Consider the following 17,353-nt stretch of genomic DNA (forward strand, 5'->3'; position numbering starts at 1 on the left):
CTGTCTAGCTCCAGCGCCTACCCCCTCGAGGTCACAAACCAATCCTCCCAAAAAGGCAAAGAACGCCTTTTTGGGAGGCTCGGCTTGTGCTTGAGGCCCGCAGGATGCGGGTCATGCAGACGTTGCCACAGGACGTGGCGTTCTTAGTCTGCGTTCCTTCGTGAGCAAGGCGCTTCCGCTTTTATAGTTATGATCCGGCGTAAGAGTGCAATCCTGCAATGACCAGGTTTACCGCAACCAAATTAAACATGATAATGATAAATCCGATTACTGCAAGCCACGCAGACTTTTCACCATGCCAGCCCTTTGAAAGGCGAAGGTGAAGATATGCAGCATAAAATAGAAAGGTAATAAGCGCCCATACTTCCTTTGGATCCCATCCCCAGAAACGAGTCCAGGCGATTTGTGCCCATATCATGGCAAAAATCAAAGCTCCGAGCGTAAATACCGGAAATCCAATTAATACTGAACGGTAGCCAATCTCATCAACCAAATCCAGATTAATATTTTTTGCAAGCGGCTGAAGCGCAGCTCCAACCCTTTTCCGGAGAATCAATCTTAAGGCAAGATATAGAATGATACCTGAAGCCAATGACCATATAACTGTATTTAATTTTTTTGCATTGATAATTGCAGGCATTTCGGCCAGAGGTTCAAATTTCCCTTCCGTAATCAGCTGTCCCTCGTTAGGACCAGTTAAAGCAGGCATATGATACTCAAGAACATCTTCCTGACCGTTCTTATCAATCCAGTTAAATTCCGCTTTGTAGCCTGAAGCTGAGAAGCCTGAGCTTATAACAATAAACCCAAGTGTGCAAACCAGGCCAAACATAACGGCTTCAAGCCAGAATCTCTGTTTGCTTTGCTTAGTTTGATCCACTGATTTTACCAAATAAATTAATCCGGCAGCGAAGCTTACAGCCAAAATAGCTTGCCCAACTGCAGCTGTTGTAACGTGAATATGAAGCCAATCACTCTGCAGGGCGGGGATCAGCGGTGAAACTTCCCGCGGAAACATACTTGCATAAGCAATCATCAGTACCGCAACCGGGAGCGTAAAGACTCCTAAAATAGGTGTTTTATAAATTAAGTAAATCACTATAAAAGCACCAACAAGTGACATTCCAAAGAATGTTGTAAATTCGAAAAGGTTGCTGACAGGCGCATGCCCGGCTGCAATCCACCTTGTAATAAAGTAGCCAAGCTGTGCAGCAAACCCGATAATCGAGATCCATAATCCAATTGCTGCCCATCTGTTTGGCCCTTGTTTTGTTCTATTCTTATCCTTTATAGAGCCGGCAAAAAAGACAGTAGCAATTAAATAGAGGATAAAAGCTGTGTATAGTAAATTGCTGCTTATTGTAACCACTCAGATTCCTCCTTAGCCTTTCTTTTCACTTTGATTTTGCAGCTGATCTTCCGGCATCGTAATTCCGGTTCCATCCAATGCTGCTTCAATTTCCCTTTTAAGTCCATGCCAGTTTTTGTTAGTGTGTCCTGCTACCCACACCTCTCCATTAACACGGCGCAGCCAAACTCTTCGATGGTTCCAATAAGACCCTTGTGCAACACCTATCATGAAAATAACACCGCCCAATGCGATAATCCATAGGGTCAAATCTTTTCGGACAGTCAGAGCCGATACATTTTTAGTATCTATGCCTTTAAATGCCATCTTATATTCATTATCGCCAAATGGTTCAATTGTCTGTCGGATTGCAACAAAGCTAATTTCGCCATCTGGCTTATCCGGAGTAAACATTTTAAAAACAAAGGCAGGATTATTAGGAACTCTGGACTTTGTAATCGGTTCCCCATTTTCATCAAATTCAAAATCGGGAAAATAGCTGACAACTTCCGCTTTATAGCCATTTCCTAGATCATATACATCCTGAGGATCATTCAGGTCGACTGTTAAATCACCATACTCTTCACCCGTTTTTTTATTTGTCAGGGCAAAGGACATTTTGTTAAGCTCATTAAGTTTATAATCTACTTGGTATAATGCAAATTTTTCAAACTTTAAAGGTTTATTTACCTTAATTTCATAGTCCTTAACTTTCTCGAGATCAGCCTCTTCCCCTGCAACTGTATCTCCTTGTTTTTTATAAAGAATCACATTGGACTGATAATTTTTTGCTACCATCCCTGCTTTATCAATCGCTTCTTCAAACACTTCTTTATCTTTCTCTTTATCGTACATTTCAAGGATGAAGCCATCATTTTTAAGATAGTATTCTCCATTGGTTTCTGGAATGACCTTTGTCTCGCCTTCCCGGATCCAAAGTATTTTGTCAACGTACATGCCGGGAACAAAACGCAGCATTCCTCCGATTAAAAATATGATAAGCCCTACATGGTTAACGTATGGGCCCCATCTTGAGAAACGTCCCTTCTCGGCAAGGATATTTCCATTCTCTTCTCTGATGCTGTATTTCTTGGATTGTAATTTTGCTTTTGCCATTGTAAATGCCTGATCAGTATCTTCTGCCTTTGACACTCCAAATACCCGCTGGCGCTGCAGATAGCTTTCATGACGGCTTACCCTCTGTTTTTTTAGAGCCCTGTACAAAGGGACAACCCTATCCAGACTGCATATCACAAGCGATATGCCGATTGAGGCAATCAAAATCAAATACCACCATGAGCTGTAAAGGTTATGAAATCCCAGATCATAGTATAATTTACCTATCCAGCCATATTGATCTTCGTAATATTCTTCAGCAGGCATGATTGGCGGAATATACATTTCCTGAGGCAGAATTGTTCCAAGGGCTGAAGCAATCAGCGTTATTACAATAAGCCAGACTCCAACCTTTACAGACGAGAAAAAATTCCAAATTTTATCAATTATCGTTTTGTTATAGGTTTGCGAACGGCGTGCACTTCCTTCATACCGCATATCCAGAAGTTTCTTATCTTTTTCTTTTTCTTCCAATACCTTGCCGCATGACTCACATAGTATCGTACCTATGGGGTTTACATGGCCGCAGTCGCATTTTACTTCTTTCATATATAAAACTCCCCGTAACTTATGGTTTAATCTGTTCCATATAGTTCTTGATCGTATCTTCAGTCATCTCTCCTGTAATATACTTGACTACCTTACCGTCTTTATCGATAAGGAAAGTTGCAGGAAGAGGATTAATCCCGTAAGCTGATTGGACCTGGGTATTCTTATCAATGACAATCGGGAAAGATAAATCGTAACGCTCAGAAAATTTATTAACTGCCAAATCTGTTTCTCCAACATTGACAGCCAAAACCTGAACACCCTCATCTTTAAATTGCTTATATTGGTTGTTCATATATGGCATCTCTTTCTCACAGGGCTTGCACCATGTTCCCCAAAAGTTCAGGAAAACACCCTGGCCTTCATAATCTGATAACCGGTGTTTATTTCCATCCATGTCTGCAAGAACAAAATCAGGTGCCTTTTCGCCTACGGCAACCTTTTGAATCTTGTCTTTCGTAAAATTAGCGTATAGCGTATATGCCACGGCAGCACCAAGGACAAGCAATATGACTGTTCTTATTACCAGACGCTGCTTTTTCATAAAAAATTTCCCTCCTAAGGCATCCTTTTCAGATCAAAAATCGTACCCTTTAACAAGTTAATATGTAACATATGGAAAAAGAAATTAGCCTCATAGCTGTTTACTATTATAGCATTTTTCATCATACCTATATTGTTAACAAATAATCGTAACTGTGACACTTCTATGAATTTTTTTAAAAGCTCACTATTTCTTTTTCATAGCAAGTGCCCGCAGCTGCTTAACTTCATGGGCCGTAAGTTCTCTCGCATCTCCCGCTGATAATCCCTGCAAAGTGAGATAGCCATATCTCTCTCTCTTTAGTTTCAGAACGGGGTGGCCAATGGCTTCAAACATCCTCCTAACCTGGCGATTGCGTCCTTCATGGATGCTGATTTCCACAATGGCTGTCTGTTTTTTCTTATCCATTGATAAAAGTTTCGTTTTGGCAGGTGCTGTTTTTCCATCTTCGAGTACCACACCTCTTTGAAGGCTTCTCATGCTTTCTTTTGAAGGAATGCCTTTTACCTTGGCAACGTAGACTTTTTCAATCTCATTGCTTGGGTGCATTAAAAGATTTGCAAACTCCCCATCATTGGTAAGAATGAGAATTCCGGATGTATCGTAATCCAGTCTTCCAACAGGGTAAATTCTTTGTTTGATTCCTTCAAAGAAATCCGTGACGACTTTTCTGCCTTTATCATCGGAAACGGCAGAGATTACGCCTCTTGGCTTATAGAGAAGGAAATAAACGGGTTCCTCCCTCTCAACTGGAATTCCATCCACTTCAATCCGATCTGAAGGAGATACCTTAACTCCCAATTCCTTCACTGTATTTCCGTTAACTTTTACACGGCCTTCAGCTATTAGCTCTTCCGCTTTTCTTCGCGAAGCAAACCCGGCATGGGCAATAACCTTCTGCAATCTTTCCATATATGTCACCTCAAAGTTTTATTAACAGTATTTCATACTTTTTCACTCCTACTGAATTATGACATAATTCGTCAAGTTTTCAAAGCAAACCATAGTTAAAACAGCTTACATCAGAAATAGTCTGTAATTACTGAAAGTTGGAATATAGATAAAAATGAAAAAAGACACCTAATTAGGTATCTTTTTGATAATAGAATGTTTTGTTTTTAAACTGTTGGCCGTTGATCTCCGCTGCGGGCACTCAGCGAACCCGCGGGGAGGAATGAGAGCCTTCTCGGCTTTGCCTGCGGGGTCTCTCACTTCCCTCTCCTCCCGCAGGACATTGAACTTGCTTCTAAGAAATTTACACTGCACGAAAAAAATGCGAATGCATTTTCGAGGATCAAGCGGCCTCAGCTACAATCAACTCAGTGATTAAACTTCGTTTGCAATTAAATATCAACAACCTGAATCATCGTTAAGAACCTATTTTAAATGCCTAGTTATTTTTCATTCTTGTTTTACATATTTCCAAAAACAAGTGTTACGATCACAATGGAGGCAATGATGCCTGCCAAATCGGCTAAGAGTCCGACTTTGAGGGCATCTCCCATTTTTTTGATTCCTACCGCTCCAAAGTAGACCGTCAGTACATAAAAAGTTGTATCTGTACTGCCCTGAAGCACTGAGGCAAGTCTGCCTATGAACGAGTCGGGACCATGGACAGCGATTAAGTCACTGGTCATTCCCAGGGCTGCAGTTCCAGAGATCGGACGGATGATAGCCAGGGGTACGATATCGGGAGGTACTCCAATGGCATATAGTCCGGGCCTGATCAGATCCATAAAATACTCCAGAGCGCCGGAAGCCCTGAAGACCGATATGGCTACAAGCATGCCGACAAGAAACGGAATGATGGATACAGCAATTTTTATGCCTTCTTTTCCGCCTTCAGTAAAGCTTTCATAGGTAGGAACTTTCTTTAATGTTCCATATATTAATATAAAGCCTATTAAAATAGGAATTAACCAAAGGGAAACAGCTGACACAATCTCCATCCTAACCTCATCCTTTACGCGTTCTTCGGTAATAGAAATAGCGGTCAATCATTATTGCAGCCAATGTTGAGCAGAATGTAGCCACTAAAGTGGGACCTACAATATCGGTTGGCGAGGCGGAATTATAATTCATCCGTATTGCAATCACGGTTGTAGGAATTAAAGTAAGACTTGAAGTGTTAATGGCCAAAAAGGTAATCATAGAGCGGCTCGCTTCATTTTTGCCTCCATTCAATTGCTTCAGCTCTTCCATAGCTTTTATGCCGAGCGGGGTAGCTGCGTTTCCAAGACCGAACATATTGGCCATCATATTTGAAAGCATATATCCCATCGCAGGGTGATCGCCGGGCACCTCTGGAAAAAGCTTTTTCACAATTGGCCGGAATAACGAAGCAAGTATTTTCAGCAATCCAGCGTCCTCTGCTATTCTCATCATTCCCAGCCAAAAAACTAGAATGCTAATCAGACCTATACATAATGTTACCGCTTCTTTTGCACCATTGAAAATGGCTTCGTTCACTTCATTCATGGTGCCATTTATCATGGCAAAAACAATGCCTATAGCGGTAAGCATCACCCATATGATATTAACCATTTGTCTTCACTCCCGCAATGGAGGTAAAAAGACCCTTAAAGTAATCCAATAGCGATTTATCTTCTTTTGCTGGATCATGCTTATAATATAAAGGAAGCTTTTTAACAGGCTGATCTTCAAAATACACTGTTGCGTGGCCGATGACTTCAGGCATGGTCCGGCTGTCTTCCCATTTTGAGTCAGGCTTCTGCAGCTTTATATCAATTTTAAACTTGTCTTTTTCGTCTTTTGAAACAGGGTAGTTGTAGGAATGCTTTAAATAAACTTTGCCTTTATAATACTCTTCATCCATATCCTCTATAATTCCCTCGGGCAAGACTTCCACACTATCATAGGTTTTAAAAGCTGTCTCATACATATTAATATGGTCATTCCAATCATCGGGTCCGTTTAAGGTCACTGCAATCAGATTTAGGCTTCCTTTGGATGCTGTTGTTACTAGAGTTCTCTTCGCCCTTTTTGTGTATCCTGTTTTTCCTCCGGTGCAATACTCATATAATTCAGTCAGAAGCCTATTTTTATTTTTCCAAACCCTGTCCCAGCTTTCATTTGGATTTGGCGCTCTGTGCACCTTTGTTCCAGAAATCTTTTGGTAGATCTCATTATTCATTGCATACCTGGTTAGCAAAGCCATATCATACGATGTCGAATAATGGTCTTCATGATCATCCAGACCATGGGGGTTTGCGAAATGTGTGTTTTTCATGCCAATCTCTTCAGCTTTCTTATTCATTAAAAAGCCAAATCCTTCAAGGCTTCCGCCAACATGCTCTGCGATAGCAACAGCAGAGTCATTGCCTGAACGAAGCATGAGTCCATATACCAGATCTTCAAGCTTTATTTTTTCGCCTGCCTTTAGATAAATCGAGGAGCCTTCCGCTCTGACAGCACGATCACTAACTTTAACCATGTCATCCATTTTCCCCGACTCTATAGCGAGAATTGCTGTCATGATTTTTGTAATGCTTGCTATTCTCCTCACTTCATTTGCATCTTTCTGGTAAAGGATACGGCCAGAATCCTGCTCCATTAATATTGCGCTCCGGGCACTTACTGAAACAGAAGCTTTTGTCTCCTGAGGAATATACATCATCATCAACGCGGTGACCAAAACTATGGCCATCAGCCTGCTAAATCTTTTCATTGCACAAAACCCCGTCTCCTTTGTGGATGTCAAATTGAGCGAAATACATGATCTCCCCGCCAGGGAGGAGCTCCATGTTTTTCATTTATTTGTACAAGTTTATGCAGGACAAGTAGTGATATGACTATTAAGTTTGTCTTTTCTGGAAGCTTTGGAGATGGCTTGTCCATCAAAAATAAGAGGAATACTCTTGGTACTCCCCTCTTACTTATTTCTTCTCCTATTTAGTACGGCTTCCATTTTAACTCAGATGCTTTTAAATACCTGTCTTCTACGTCCTTCCAGTTGACAACATTCCACCAATTTTTCACATAGTCTCCTCGATTATTTTTATATTGAAGATAATAAGCATGTTCCCATACGTCCAAAGCCAGCAATGGAATCGTATCCCACTGGGTTAAAAGCATATGTCTCTCCGATTGAAGTATTTCGAGTCTGCGAGCTCGCGGCGACCAGACCAGGATTGCCCAGCCTACGCCTTCTACCTGTTTGGCTGCTTCAGAGAAATGGCTTTTGAACCTTTCAAAGCTCCCAAAGTATTTGTTGATTTCTTTTAGGAGTGCCCCAGATGGTTTTCCTCCGCCCTCAGGGCTCATATTATTCCAGAATATCGTATGCAAATAATGGCCCGACCCATGAAAGGCGAGTTCACGGGACCAGTGTTTTACGAGATTGTAGTCAATATTGTCTCTCGCATTTTGAAGCATCACCTCTGCTTTGTTCAATCCATCCACATAAGATTGATGATGCTTATCATGATGCAGCCTCATAATTTCACCTGATATATGCGGTTCAAGTGCACTGTAATCATAAGGGAGCGGAGGCAAAATATGCTTACCCGCAGAAATGAACGGTTCATTGATATAGATATTTCCAAGCTGCTGTCTATTAGTAAAATAATTCTCCATATCGGAATGAAGCGCGTCCACTTGTTCCTGCAGCTTTTCCAGGGCTTCTATATCGAGGGGGCCGTTTATTCCATCCATAATTTCTGTAAAACGATCCAGCCTTTGCCACAGTTCATTATTTTGTTCAACATCCTCTGAGTCTAAAAAATCTTTTAGCTCTTTGTTCCATTTTGTAACTTCCTTAATGTAATCTTCCATTTTACTCATACAGATCCCTCACTCACTTCCTTTTATAGCTCACTTTCTATTTGTATGAGTGGAAGTTTGTACGTTTTCCAAAGAAAATTGGAAACCTGCATATAAAGTGAAACTTCAATCAGTGGGGGTTTACTGCCCGCTAGACTGCGATAATCCCGCCCACAAAAAAAGAACAGCTGCCTGCTGTTCTTCAACATTCCTATTTTGATTGAATCATTTTTGTCCGGTAATCGGTTTCGTAATATTCAAGTTCCTCCCGAATCCTTTGGAACTCCCCTTCCAGCTGCCTGAACATTGTTTTTAAGCTGTCAGGAACTTCCTCATGGAATTGGATTGAGTTTTTTCCAGTATATGCTGAACGGCTATTCTCAAACCAGGCATCATTTTTCGGAGAGAAAAACTCTTCAATGCATTGATGGTAAATCCGATATAATGTTTTTTCGGCAGCCCCCTTTTGGAAGGGTTCGCTTTTTAAAATGATCGTGCAGGTATCAAGCCCTTCTTCACAATAAACCAGCAGTTTTCTGACATGTGAAAGAATGCTTTTATAATAATTCACATTTCCCTGTTTTTCTGTTTCAAGATCTTTAATCGTTGTATTATTTAAGAAATCTTCAAAATCGGCAACGCTATTACCGAGGAAATTTTTCACATCTTCCATTTGTGATTTAACGATTGAATTCCCCATCCATTACACCCCCGTATTTATACACTGGCTATTAATGCGGTTGAACAATAAAATCTAAAGGTGATCGCAGGTCAAAGGATTTTTTATTCTCCAGCGCTTCAAAAATGGAGGGAAGCCTGGAAAAGTCCAGATCCTGAAAATAGGATGCAAAATCAGCCTTTGAGTTAAGATAAATTCGTTTGCGATGCCTAAAACCCGGGTTCTTTAATAAACATGAAAGAGCAACAAGATCCTTGAACTGCACCTCTCTCGAACCAGCAATGAAGACTGGGTCCTGTTCATAGGGTGTGAACTCATTCATGGATTCATCAAAGAAACGGACATATAAAACATGAAAAGTTTTCTCCTGCCCATCTTCTTCGAACACAATCTCGCTTCTGTTAAAAAAGTCTTCCGAAGTGTTCGGCTTTTCTTTTTCAAGCTCGTATCCCCTGCAATGTTTAATCAGCAAGCAAAACCCTCCTATTTCCCCCGATGGTTTTAAGATGATATGTACGACAGCTGTTTTAAAAGGAAAGGGAAAAATATAAATCTATTTTACCACACTTCCTATGTAATGTGTCAGAAAACTCAAGAATCTAGCTCCTGGAACTTCTCAAAGAATAAATCTGCCTCTTCCTGGAATGAATCCTCTTCTTCACTAATCTTATCCGGCAGCGGAGGAAGCTCTTCTATGCTTTTAAGGCCAAAATAATCAAGGAATTCTTTAGTCGTTCCATACAGGTAGGCCCGCCCTGTTCCTTCTGCCCGCCCAACTTCTTTAATCAGTGCTTTTGCCGATAAGGTCTGAAGTGGCCTCTCTGTCTTGACTCCCCTTATCTCTTCAATCTCTGTCCTTGTAATAGGCTGTCTGTAAGCAATGATTGCCAATGTCTCGAGTGCCGCCTGAGATAAGGAGGCGGAAGATGGAGATTCTACCAGCTTTTTTAAATATGCAGAAAACTCTTTTTTCGTAACCAGCTGAAAAGTCCCCGCCAGTTCAACCACCATAATTCCGCGGCTGCTATTGCTGTAGTCTTCAATAAGGCTGTCCATGATTTCACGGGCCTGAAGTTCTTCCACCTCCAGAACATGGGCAATTTGCTTTAAGGATAAGCCTTCATCACCTGCAGCAAACAGAAGGCTCTCAGCAATTCCCTTCCAATTAATAATCTCCATACTATTTTTCTCCTTCCATGGAAGCTACAAAGATATCCGAGAAGTTTCTGTCCTGCTCGACAAGTATTTCTTTACGCTTGATTAACTCCAGCACCGCTAAGAAAGTTACCACTATATGTTCTCTGTCTGATATTGGAAAAAGGTCAGTGAATTTTTTTCTGCCCTTAAAATTCCTTAACTGGTCCACAATTTCCGACATCCGCTTCTCTATGGGAATCTCCTGACGGGCAACTTTCGCAGAAAGCGGCCTTTGCAGTTTCTTCCTTCTTAATAACTTTTGCAGAGCGCCAAGCATATCATAAAGACTTACATTTAAATCAGCTTTTTCCTGCTGTGAATCATTAACATATTCCGAAAGGTCAGCAGGCGGCTTTGTGTACATTAAACTTCTATCCTGTTCGCGCTCCTTAAGCTCTTCCGCAGCTTCCTTATATTTACGGTATTCAATCAGCCGTTCTACAAGTTCATCCCTTGGATCTTCTTCCATTTCCATTCCAAATTCATCCTCCAGCTCTTCCTCATCATGCTTTGGCAGCAGCATTTTGCTTTTAATAGCCAGCAGTGTAGCAGCCATTACAAGATATTCGCTTGCTACATCAAGCTGAAGCTCCTTCATTGTATGTATATAAATGAGGTATTGCTCGGTGATTTCTGATACAGGAATGTCATAGATATCGATTTCTAGCCGATTGATAAGATGAAGAAGAAGATCCAGCGGCCCTTCGAACGCATCTATTTTTACGTTATAATGATCATATTGCATAAATACCCACCAAATTTTCCTAATATAAATTCCCTTAAATGCCAAAAGACTATATCTAGTATAGATTATTCATTAATGTTATCCAATAGAAAAATAACCCTGATGTCCGTAATGCCCCCAAATTCATTTCGAACTTTTTGATGCGCCCAATCATTCAGGCAATTGCCTACATACGATGTATGGAAATAAAGATACAGGAGGTATTTTATATGTCTAATTCTGGATTTGGAGATTGCGGAACCGGGTTTGCTTTAATTGTAGTGCTGTTCATCCTATTAATTATTGTAGGAGCTTCCTGGTGTTTCTAAATTGTTGCGTTTAATACAGCAAATAACAAATTCGGCACTTTGCTGGCTGGACCTGAAAAAGGATGGCCTCTCAGAAACCAGCCAGCAGCGCCAAAATATACGTGTTCAAATTCATCCCCTGTAAAAACCCGGTTAAATCGCCGGGTTTTTATTTTTCTGATAACCGCTTCTCCTATGTTAAAATAAAGAAAGAATTATCAAGGAGTGAAAGTATGTATCCTGATGAATATATCGAGTTCATGGTCCATTTTCATGGTGACCGGGATTATTTTGAATGTCACGAAATACTGGAGGAATACTGGAAGAATATGGATCGAAACAATAAAAGTTCTACATGGGTAGGGTTAATTCTCATGGCAGTTTCTTTTTATCATCATCGCAGAGAAAATAATAATGGTGCCGAACGTACTCTCCGCAAAGGAATCGGCATATTGGAGTGCAGACCTGCAGATTTGACGGCATTGGGACTTAATGCAGATCAATTGATGAAAGACCTTAAAGAAAGGCTCGATCTGATACAAAAAGGTGGAAAGTATACGAGCGTTAATTTGCCAATTACAGACCACTTGCTTAAGGAAAAATGCAGGAATATTTGCTCCTCCAGGGGATTTGCCTGGTGCTCTGATAGCATTCTACTGGATAAAGAAATTGTTCACCGCCATAAAAGAAGAGATAGAACAATGGTCATTAAAGAGAGACTGGAGGCTCTGAATCAGAAAAAAAGGCAGGAATAATGATTATTCGCTGCCTTTTTCTTTATTTTCATTATTGATATCACATTTGTTCAGAAAAGATTCCGTTTCATCAGTTGCAGTTAACGTTTTGCTAGGGTATAGTTCATCCAATGCTTTTATCATTGTTTTGCCTATCCCTTGATGCCGGTGTGACGGGTTAACAGAGATATGCTGAATCTCCATGGTCTGATCACTTGATGTAACACCAACCAGCCCAATAATATCTTCGCCTTCCTTCCACAAAAACAGCTGCCTATTTTCTTCTGATTCATATTGCTTCATCGTCTGCTGCAGCCTTTTCAAGTCTTTTTCATTAGGCATGAAAGATAAAAGACCCATTGCAATTTTTTCAAATGATTTTTTATATCGAATTAGCATATTAATCCCTCATTATTTGAATAAAAACATCATAAACTATTTTTCCCATTTTTTAATATTTGTAAACTTACCATAACAGTATATGTATTCAAGCTGAATGTTGCTATTTTCGAATAAAAACCGGCTAATTCATTGCCTTAACGCCTTTTTTTGATATAAGGCGGCTCTAAACTATAAAAAACCAGTAAACCAGTCCCCACCCGATGCTTAAGACAAGCAATAAAATAAAAAGAAGCCAATTGCTTTTTTTCATGATTCCTTACTGCCCCCATTTATATAAATCCTATGACTCACAAACTATCATTCATTTTACACTATTCTTTCTGATAATTCCATTCTGCTTGCTGAAATAGGCATTTTGAGCTAATCTTTCAGTTAAAGAAGAATTGAAACTTTTTCGCATAAGAATCGTCTATTTACAGGAAGCCATTATAATTAAGGCAGACTTGTCATACATGGCTTACCTATTTTTGCTCCGGGAGGAAACCGCATGAAATGGAATAAAATGCTTGCACTGTTCATGATTTCGCTATTATTTATTATGCCAATACAGGCATTTGCCGATATGGCAGAAGGTGACGTAATTGTCACTCTAGGAGAGAATCTGTCAGAAGAACAAAAAAACATGCTTCTGGCTGAAATGAAAGCTCCGAAAGATGCCACCATCATTACTGTTTCAAATGAAGAAGAACATAAATATCTTGGCAATTATATCTCTAAAGCTTTAATAGGCACGAGAGCGATATCTTCTTCAGCCGTCACAATAGCAAAACAAGGCTCCGGACTTGAAGTTGAGACAAAAAATATCAACTGGGTAACAGATGAAATGTATATAAATGCCTTGATTACTGCAGGTGTAAAAGATGCGAAAATCTATATAACAGCTCCTGCGAATGTTTCCGGAACAGCTGCCTTAACAGGCATCATCAAGGCATATGAAATCTCAGCCGAAAAAACAATACCAGAAGAAGTCAAACAGGCAGCCAATGAAGAAATGGTTGAAACAGCTAAGCTTGGCGATTCGGTCGGAAACGAGAATGCTGCTGCTTTAATTGCCAAAATTAAAGAGGAAATTGCCAAAAATTCACCTGAAACCGATGCAGAACTAAGAACCATTATTGAAAATGCCGCAAAGGAACTTGGCATCACTCTGACTGAACAGGAGATTTTAAGCTTAATAGATTTATTCAATAAGCTGAAAGAGCTTGATATCGACTGGAATCAGGTCGGCGAGCAGCTTAACCAGGCAAAAGACAAAATTTCCAAGTACCTTGAAAGTGAGGAAGGTCAAGGATTTTTAGAAAGTTTAAAGCGCTTTTTTGTGAGTGTAATAGACGCTGTTAAAGCCTTCTTTTCTTAAAAAATTAAGCTGCCTTGGCGGGCAGCTTAATTTTTTATTTTTTCATTAATCGGCAGATCTAATCTTAAAATATCCTCGTATGTTTCTCTTTTAACAACCAGCTTAGCCTCTCCATTTTCAATAAAAACTACAGGCGGCCTTGGGATTCGGTTATAGTTGTTTGCCATGGAATAGCCGTATGCGCCGGTGCAGAAAACGGCCAGGAGGTCTTGATCCCCTGCTTTTGGAAGGGGCAAATCCCAAATAAGCATATCGCCTGATTCACAGCATTTACCGGCAATTGATACTGTCTCTTCCGGTTTATCCAATACCCGGTTTGCCAATACCGCCTCATACTTAGCCTGATAAAGAGCCGGCCTGATATTGTCACTCATGCCGCCGTCCACAGCCAGATAATTTCTTACATTTGGAACCTCTTTGCGTGATCCCGTCTGGTATAAAGTTGTCCCTGCATCTCCCACAAGGGACCGGCCCGGCTCAATCCAAATTTCCGGCATCTTCATTGAATAATGTTCAGCCTGTTTCTTAACTTCCCCAATGATTTCTTCAACATATTGAGATGCATGAATCGGTTCATCATCTTCTGTATAGCGTATTCCAAAACCTCCGCCTAAGTTAAGCACTTTAGGTTCATAAGCATGCTTTTCTTTCCATTCTGCCATCTTTTCAAAAATTTTCTTGGCAGCCAAAATGAATCCTGTTGTATCGAAAATCTGAGAACCGATATGACAATGAAGTCCAAGCGTTTCGATCCAGCTTGAATTCAGCGCTTTTTGTAAAGCCGTTTCCGCCTGTCCATTCTGAAGGTCAAATCCAAATTTTGAATCTTCCTGGCCAGTCAAGATATAGTCATGGGTATGGGCTTCAATTCCAGGTGTAACCCTCAGTAAAATGTTTGTCCTGGCTGCAAGAGATTCGCAAATCTCCTCTAATAATTCCAGCTCATAAAAATTATCGACAACAATACAGCCGACATGATTCTTTAGAGCCATTTCCAATTCTTCTCTGCTTTTATTGTTCCCGTGAAAATGAATTCTTTCAGATGGAAAATCTGCAGCAAGTGCTGTGTATAACTCGCCTCCAGAAACTACATCCAAAGAAAGACCTTCTTGATCAACAAGCTGAACCATCGCCACTGTAGAAAAAGCTTTGCTTGCATATGCCACTTGTGCTTTTATTCCAAGCTTATCGAAAGTTTGCTTAAATCCCCTTGCCCGGTCTCTTATTAATGCCACATCATATACATATAAAGGTGTTCCAAATTGACCGGCAAGATCGACTGTGTCCATACCGCCAATTTCAAGATGTCCTTTTTCATTTACCTTCATGGTGCCGTGAAAAAACATGGTTCCCCCTCTTCCTTTTTCCGCAGGAGCCAGTCCAGGTGCCCCTGCCCCCGAGATTAATCAGTATGAAAGAAATAGACAGCTGCGTAAGAGACTGTCTATTCTGTTTCCTTTAATCCTTTATTTAATTAAAAAAACTTTACCATATTTCGTGTATTTCCGCAATCGGCTTTACGCGTATTTCTTATTTAACAGGCTGTTTATAACGATTTTTAGTCTGGACGATGCTCGGTCTGATCTTTGAACCGGGCATGGAACGGCGAATCAGGATTTGGGTTAAAGCCACTGGGCTGAACGGAATAAACGGCCAAAGATATGGTGTGTTTAATGATTTGATGCTTGCAAGCAGAAGAATGGTCAGTGTAAGCCCTACCACCAAGCCTGGTGTATGGAAAATCGCAACAGCAATAAGCAGGCCAAGTCTTACAATTTTATTGGCAATACTCAATTCATAGCTTGGTGTTGCAAATGTTCCAATAGATGCGAGCGCTACATACAAGATGACCTCTGGCACAAACAAACCGACATCAATAGCAATTTGCCCAATAAGTGCTGCTGCTATCAAACCCATTGCGGTTGAAAGCGGAGTTGGCGTATGAATGGCGGCAATCCTTAGAAATTCAATCCCGACATCGGCAAGGAACAGCTGGACAATGACAGGAATATTCGTTTCTTCATTAGGACCGACAAACGCAATTCTTTCAGGCAGGAGTGAAGGCTCCAAAACGAACAAAAACCAAAGCGGAAGCAGTACAATCGATGCCATTAAGCCTAAGAAACGAATCCAGCGGAGAAATGTGCCGACAGCTGGCGATTGCCTGTATTCTTCCGCATGCTGTAAATGATGAAAATAAGTAGTAGGTGTTATAATGACACTTGGTGAAGTATCAACAAATACAATAACATGCCCCTCAAGCAAATGGGCTGCTGCCACATCGGCCCTTTCCGTATACCGGACCAGCGGGAAAGGATTGTATCCCTGTTTCAATATAAATTCTTCAACTGTTTTATCAGCCATGGTAATTCCATCTATTTCAATTGCCTTTATTTCTTTTCTAATTAAATCAACTAAATCTTTATTGGCAACATCTTTAATATAACCGATGGCAACATCTGTTTTAGACCTTTCTCCTACGCGCATGATTTCAAACCGGAGTCTTTCATCCCTAATTCTTCTGCGGGTTAAGGCAGTGTTTACTATAATATTTTCTACATAGCCATCTCTTGATCCGCGGACAACTTTTTCAGTATCCGGCTCCTGAGGAGTTCTGCCGGGATAGCTTCTTACATCGATGACAAGCCCTTCTCCCTCTCCCTCGCCCACAACCACAATTAGGCCTGAAAGCACCTGATCGACCAGCTCATCCATTGTTTTAATGTGCTCAATTGATTGATGCCTCAGTCTGTTTTCAATGATTTTAAATAGATTAGCGGAAAGTTTTTCACTGTCATTGATCCCAACCAGTCCTTCAATGATGGCAATAATGAAACTTGTATCCGTTAATCCATTAATATAATAGAAATGTACATCTTTCCTTAATATCGTCAGCTTTCTGACACCCAGATCGAAGCTATCTCCCAGACCGACTCTTTTTTTCATATATTTTTCAATTTCATGTACGGATTCAAATATGGGTGTCTTATCTTCCTTCGTCTTGCTTTGTCCCATAATAGCCGCTCCTTTCCAATACAAGTTCTACTGCCTTCATAGTAATTGGTGAACCTGCATCATAATGATCTTTTTTAGACATCTTTCCGATATCGCCAATTCCCACGATTATTGGCACATCCAGCTGATCAAGACAATAAACGGTATCACCATTGATTCTGCCTATTTCCATCTCGGGGACTCCAAACTTATCAACTCCATAGGGGGTTAATTCGCCATTATTATCAATACATACATCTACTTTTGTCCATTCGGCCTGTCTTGTTTTCGAGGCAACAGCTATGATTCCCAGAACATCGATATCCTTATGGCACGCAACATATTTAAGCGCATTCTCCCCAGCTCCCTCCCCGATATACCCGCTGTCATCAAACATGACCAGCACAGGATCATGGGAGACTTTTTTTATCAGCTTGACGATTTGCTGACCGGTTAAGATTGAAGGGTTTCCATGCGACAAGGATAAACATCTTCCTCCAATTTCCTTTGCAACAAGCTCAACTGTCTTCCTCGCAAAATCGTCTCCATCTGTTATAAGAATAACGTGCCTCCGATCATCCATAGCGGTTTTTCCTTTCCTAATCCTCATTTTTCTTTA

Annotated in this window: 19 protein-coding genes; 3 read left to right on the forward strand and 16 right to left on the reverse strand. The window is 40.6% G+C overall.

Going from position 1 to position 17,353, the window contains the following annotated elements:
• Nucleotides 1-187: 187 nt before the first annotated feature.
• The 12 genes from ccsB to IRB79_RS21055 all read right to left on the reverse strand — a co-directional run bounded on the left by ccsB (nt 188) and on the right by IRB79_RS21055 (nt 10,960).
• On the reverse strand, nt 188-1,369 hold the full coding sequence (ccsB, locus tag IRB79_RS21000; protein WP_243504683.1) for a c-type cytochrome biogenesis protein CcsB: 1,182 nt from the start codon (nt 1,367-1,369) through the stop codon (nt 188-190).
• 12 nt (nt 1,370-1,381) lie between these two features.
• Complete coding sequence (gene resB / locus IRB79_RS21005) at nt 1,382-3,013, reverse strand: cytochrome c biogenesis protein ResB (RefSeq protein ID WP_243504685.1); 1,632 nt, start codon at nt 3,011-3,013, stop codon at nt 1,382-1,384.
• Nucleotides 3,014-3,032: 19 nt separating this feature from the next.
• On the reverse strand, nt 3,033-3,557 hold the full coding sequence (resA, locus tag IRB79_RS21010) for a thiol-disulfide oxidoreductase ResA (RefSeq protein ID WP_243504688.1): 525 nt from the start codon (nt 3,555-3,557) through the stop codon (nt 3,033-3,035).
• A gap of 186 nt (nt 3,558-3,743) precedes the next feature.
• The gene (gene rluB, locus IRB79_RS21015; RefSeq protein WP_243504690.1) at nt 3,744-4,469 is read right to left on the reverse strand and encodes a 23S rRNA pseudouridine(2605) synthase RluB; all 726 of its coding nucleotides are present in this window, start codon (nt 4,467-4,469) and stop codon (nt 3,744-3,746) included.
• A 500-nt stretch (nt 4,470-4,969) separates the two neighbouring features.
• Nucleotides 4,970-5,506, reverse strand: coding sequence for a spore maturation protein (locus IRB79_RS21020; RefSeq protein WP_243504693.1), 537 nt, complete (start codon nt 5,504-5,506; stop codon nt 4,970-4,972).
• A gap of 7 nt (nt 5,507-5,513) precedes the next feature.
• Complete coding sequence (locus IRB79_RS21025; RefSeq protein ID WP_221878247.1) at nt 5,514-6,101, reverse strand: nucleoside recognition domain-containing protein; 588 nt, start codon at nt 6,099-6,101, stop codon at nt 5,514-5,516.
• A complete protein-coding gene (locus tag IRB79_RS21030) occupies nt 6,094-7,245 on the reverse strand; it encodes a D-alanyl-D-alanine carboxypeptidase family protein (protein ID WP_243504695.1) in 1,152 nt (383 codons plus the stop codon). Before IRB79_RS21030 ends, IRB79_RS21025 begins: the two co-directional genes overlap by 8 nt.
• Nucleotides 7,246-7,469: 224 nt before the next feature.
• The gene (locus IRB79_RS21035) at nt 7,470-8,360 is read right to left on the reverse strand and encodes a superoxide dismutase (protein ID WP_243504696.1); all 891 of its coding nucleotides are present in this window, start codon (nt 8,358-8,360) and stop codon (nt 7,470-7,472) included.
• Nucleotides 8,361-8,550: 190 nt separating this feature from the next.
• Entirely contained in the window at nt 8,551-9,039 is a 489-nt protein-coding gene (locus IRB79_RS21040) for a YpuI family protein (RefSeq protein WP_243504698.1), read from the reverse strand.
• Between the two features lie 31 nt (nt 9,040-9,070).
• Nucleotides 9,071-9,490 carry a hypothetical protein gene (locus IRB79_RS21045; RefSeq protein WP_243504701.1) on the reverse strand — a complete coding sequence of 140 codons (420 nt, stop codon included), beginning with the start codon at nt 9,488-9,490 and terminating at the stop codon, nt 9,071-9,073.
• A 119-nt stretch (nt 9,491-9,609) separates the two neighbouring features.
• Nucleotides 9,610-10,197, reverse strand: a complete 588-nt coding sequence (gene scpB, locus IRB79_RS21050) for an SMC-Scp complex subunit ScpB (protein WP_243504703.1) — start codon at nt 10,195-10,197, stop codon at nt 9,610-9,612.
• A gap of 1 nt (nt 10,198) precedes the next feature.
• Nucleotides 10,199-10,960 (reverse strand): segregation/condensation protein A, encoded by a 762-nt coding sequence (locus IRB79_RS21055; protein ID WP_221878728.1) that lies wholly within the window; start codon nt 10,958-10,960, stop codon nt 10,199-10,201.
• 209 nt (nt 10,961-11,169) lie between these two features.
• Here IRB79_RS21055 and IRB79_RS21060 point away from each other — a divergent pair, with 209 nt between their 5' ends.
• Together IRB79_RS21060 and IRB79_RS21065 are read left to right on the forward strand one after the other, a co-directional pair.
• Nucleotides 11,170-11,268 (forward strand): YjcZ family sporulation protein, encoded by a 99-nt coding sequence (locus tag IRB79_RS21060; RefSeq protein WP_019380349.1) that lies wholly within the window; start codon nt 11,170-11,172, stop codon nt 11,266-11,268.
• A 212-nt stretch (nt 11,269-11,480) separates the two neighbouring features.
• A complete protein-coding gene (locus IRB79_RS21065) occupies nt 11,481-12,002 on the forward strand; it encodes a DUF309 domain-containing protein (protein ID WP_243504705.1) in 522 nt (173 codons plus the stop codon).
• Nucleotides 12,003-12,005: 3 nt separating this feature from the next.
• Here the strand turns inward: IRB79_RS21065 and IRB79_RS21070 are convergent, their stop codons facing one another.
• Complete coding sequence (locus IRB79_RS21070; protein ID WP_243504707.1) at nt 12,006-12,380, reverse strand: GNAT family N-acetyltransferase; 375 nt, start codon at nt 12,378-12,380, stop codon at nt 12,006-12,008.
• 490 nt (nt 12,381-12,870) lie between these two features.
• Here IRB79_RS21070 and IRB79_RS21075 point away from each other — a divergent pair, with 490 nt between their 5' ends.
• Nucleotides 12,871-13,740 (forward strand): DUF1002 domain-containing protein, encoded by an 870-nt coding sequence (locus tag IRB79_RS21075; RefSeq protein WP_243504709.1) that lies wholly within the window; start codon nt 12,871-12,873, stop codon nt 13,738-13,740.
• Between the two features lie 26 nt (nt 13,741-13,766).
• On the opposite strand, the gene lysA is transcribed toward IRB79_RS21075, so the two are convergent.
• The 3 genes from lysA to IRB79_RS21090 form a co-directional block, all read right to left on the reverse strand.
• Nucleotides 13,767-15,086 (reverse strand): diaminopimelate decarboxylase, encoded by a 1,320-nt coding sequence (gene lysA, locus IRB79_RS21080; protein ID WP_243504711.1) that lies wholly within the window; start codon nt 15,084-15,086, stop codon nt 13,767-13,769.
• Between the two features lie 184 nt (nt 15,087-15,270).
• A complete protein-coding gene (locus IRB79_RS21085) occupies nt 15,271-16,755 on the reverse strand; it encodes a spore germination protein (protein WP_243504713.1) in 1,485 nt (494 codons plus the stop codon).
• The gene (locus IRB79_RS21090) at nt 16,727-17,317 is read right to left on the reverse strand and encodes a stage V sporulation protein SpoVABEA (RefSeq protein WP_243504715.1); all 591 of its coding nucleotides are present in this window, start codon (nt 17,315-17,317) and stop codon (nt 16,727-16,729) included. The genes IRB79_RS21085 and IRB79_RS21090 overlap by 29 nt, the downstream gene beginning before the upstream one ends.
• Nucleotides 17,318-17,353 lie beyond the last annotated feature (36 nt).

It is taken from the genome of Cytobacillus oceanisediminis (assembly GCF_022811925.1).
Lineage (GTDB): Bacteria > Bacillota > Bacilli > Bacillales > Cytobacillaceae > Cytobacillus > Cytobacillus oceanisediminis_D.

Excerpts from the sequence above, each read along its gene's own strand:
- IRB79_RS21075 (WP_243504709.1), top strand. The coding sequence starts at position 12,871 with ATGAAATGGAATAAAATGCTTGCACTGTTCATGATTTCGCTATTATTT.
- IRB79_RS21085 (WP_243504713.1), bottom strand. The coding sequence starts at position 16,755 with ATGGGACAAAGCAAGACGAAGGAAGATAAGACACCCATATTTGAATCC.
- IRB79_RS21030 (WP_243504695.1), bottom strand. The coding sequence starts at position 7,245 with ATGAAAAGATTTAGCAGGCTGATGGCCATAGTTTTGGTCACCGCGTTG.
- resB (WP_243504685.1), bottom strand. The coding sequence starts at position 3,013 with ATGAAAGAAGTAAAATGCGACTGCGGCCATGTAAACCCCATAGGTACG.
- IRB79_RS21035 (WP_243504696.1), bottom strand. The coding sequence starts at position 8,360 with ATGAGTAAAATGGAAGATTACATTAAGGAAGTTACAAAATGGAACAAA.
- IRB79_RS21025 (WP_221878247.1), bottom strand. The coding sequence starts at position 6,101 with ATGGTTAATATCATATGGGTGATGCTTACCGCTATAGGCATTGTTTTT.
- IRB79_RS21055 (WP_221878728.1), bottom strand. The coding sequence starts at position 10,960 with ATGCAATATGATCATTATAACGTAAAAATAGATGCGTTCGAAGGGCCG.
- rluB (WP_243504690.1), bottom strand. The coding sequence starts at position 4,469 with ATGGAAAGATTGCAGAAGGTTATTGCCCATGCCGGGTTTGCTTCGCGA.
- resA (WP_243504688.1), bottom strand. The coding sequence starts at position 3,557 with ATGAAAAAGCAGCGTCTGGTAATAAGAACAGTCATATTGCTTGTCCTT.
- IRB79_RS21040 (WP_243504698.1), bottom strand. The coding sequence starts at position 9,039 with ATGGGGAATTCAATCGTTAAATCACAAATGGAAGATGTGAAAAATTTC.
- IRB79_RS21065 (WP_243504705.1), top strand. The coding sequence starts at position 11,481 with ATGTATCCTGATGAATATATCGAGTTCATGGTCCATTTTCATGGTGAC.
- IRB79_RS21060 (WP_019380349.1), top strand. The coding sequence starts at position 11,170 with ATGTCTAATTCTGGATTTGGAGATTGCGGAACCGGGTTTGCTTTAATT.
- IRB79_RS21090 (WP_243504715.1), bottom strand. The coding sequence starts at position 17,317 with ATGGATGATCGGAGGCACGTTATTCTTATAACAGATGGAGACGATTTT.
- IRB79_RS21070 (WP_243504707.1), bottom strand. The coding sequence starts at position 12,380 with ATGCTAATTCGATATAAAAAATCATTTGAAAAAATTGCAATGGGTCTT.
- scpB (WP_243504703.1), bottom strand. The coding sequence starts at position 10,197 with ATGGAGATTATTAATTGGAAGGGAATTGCTGAGAGCCTTCTGTTTGCT.
- lysA (WP_243504711.1), bottom strand. The coding sequence starts at position 15,086 with ATGTTTTTTCACGGCACCATGAAGGTAAATGAAAAAGGACATCTTGAA.
- IRB79_RS21020 (WP_243504693.1), bottom strand. The coding sequence starts at position 5,506 with ATGGAGATTGTGTCAGCTGTTTCCCTTTGGTTAATTCCTATTTTAATA.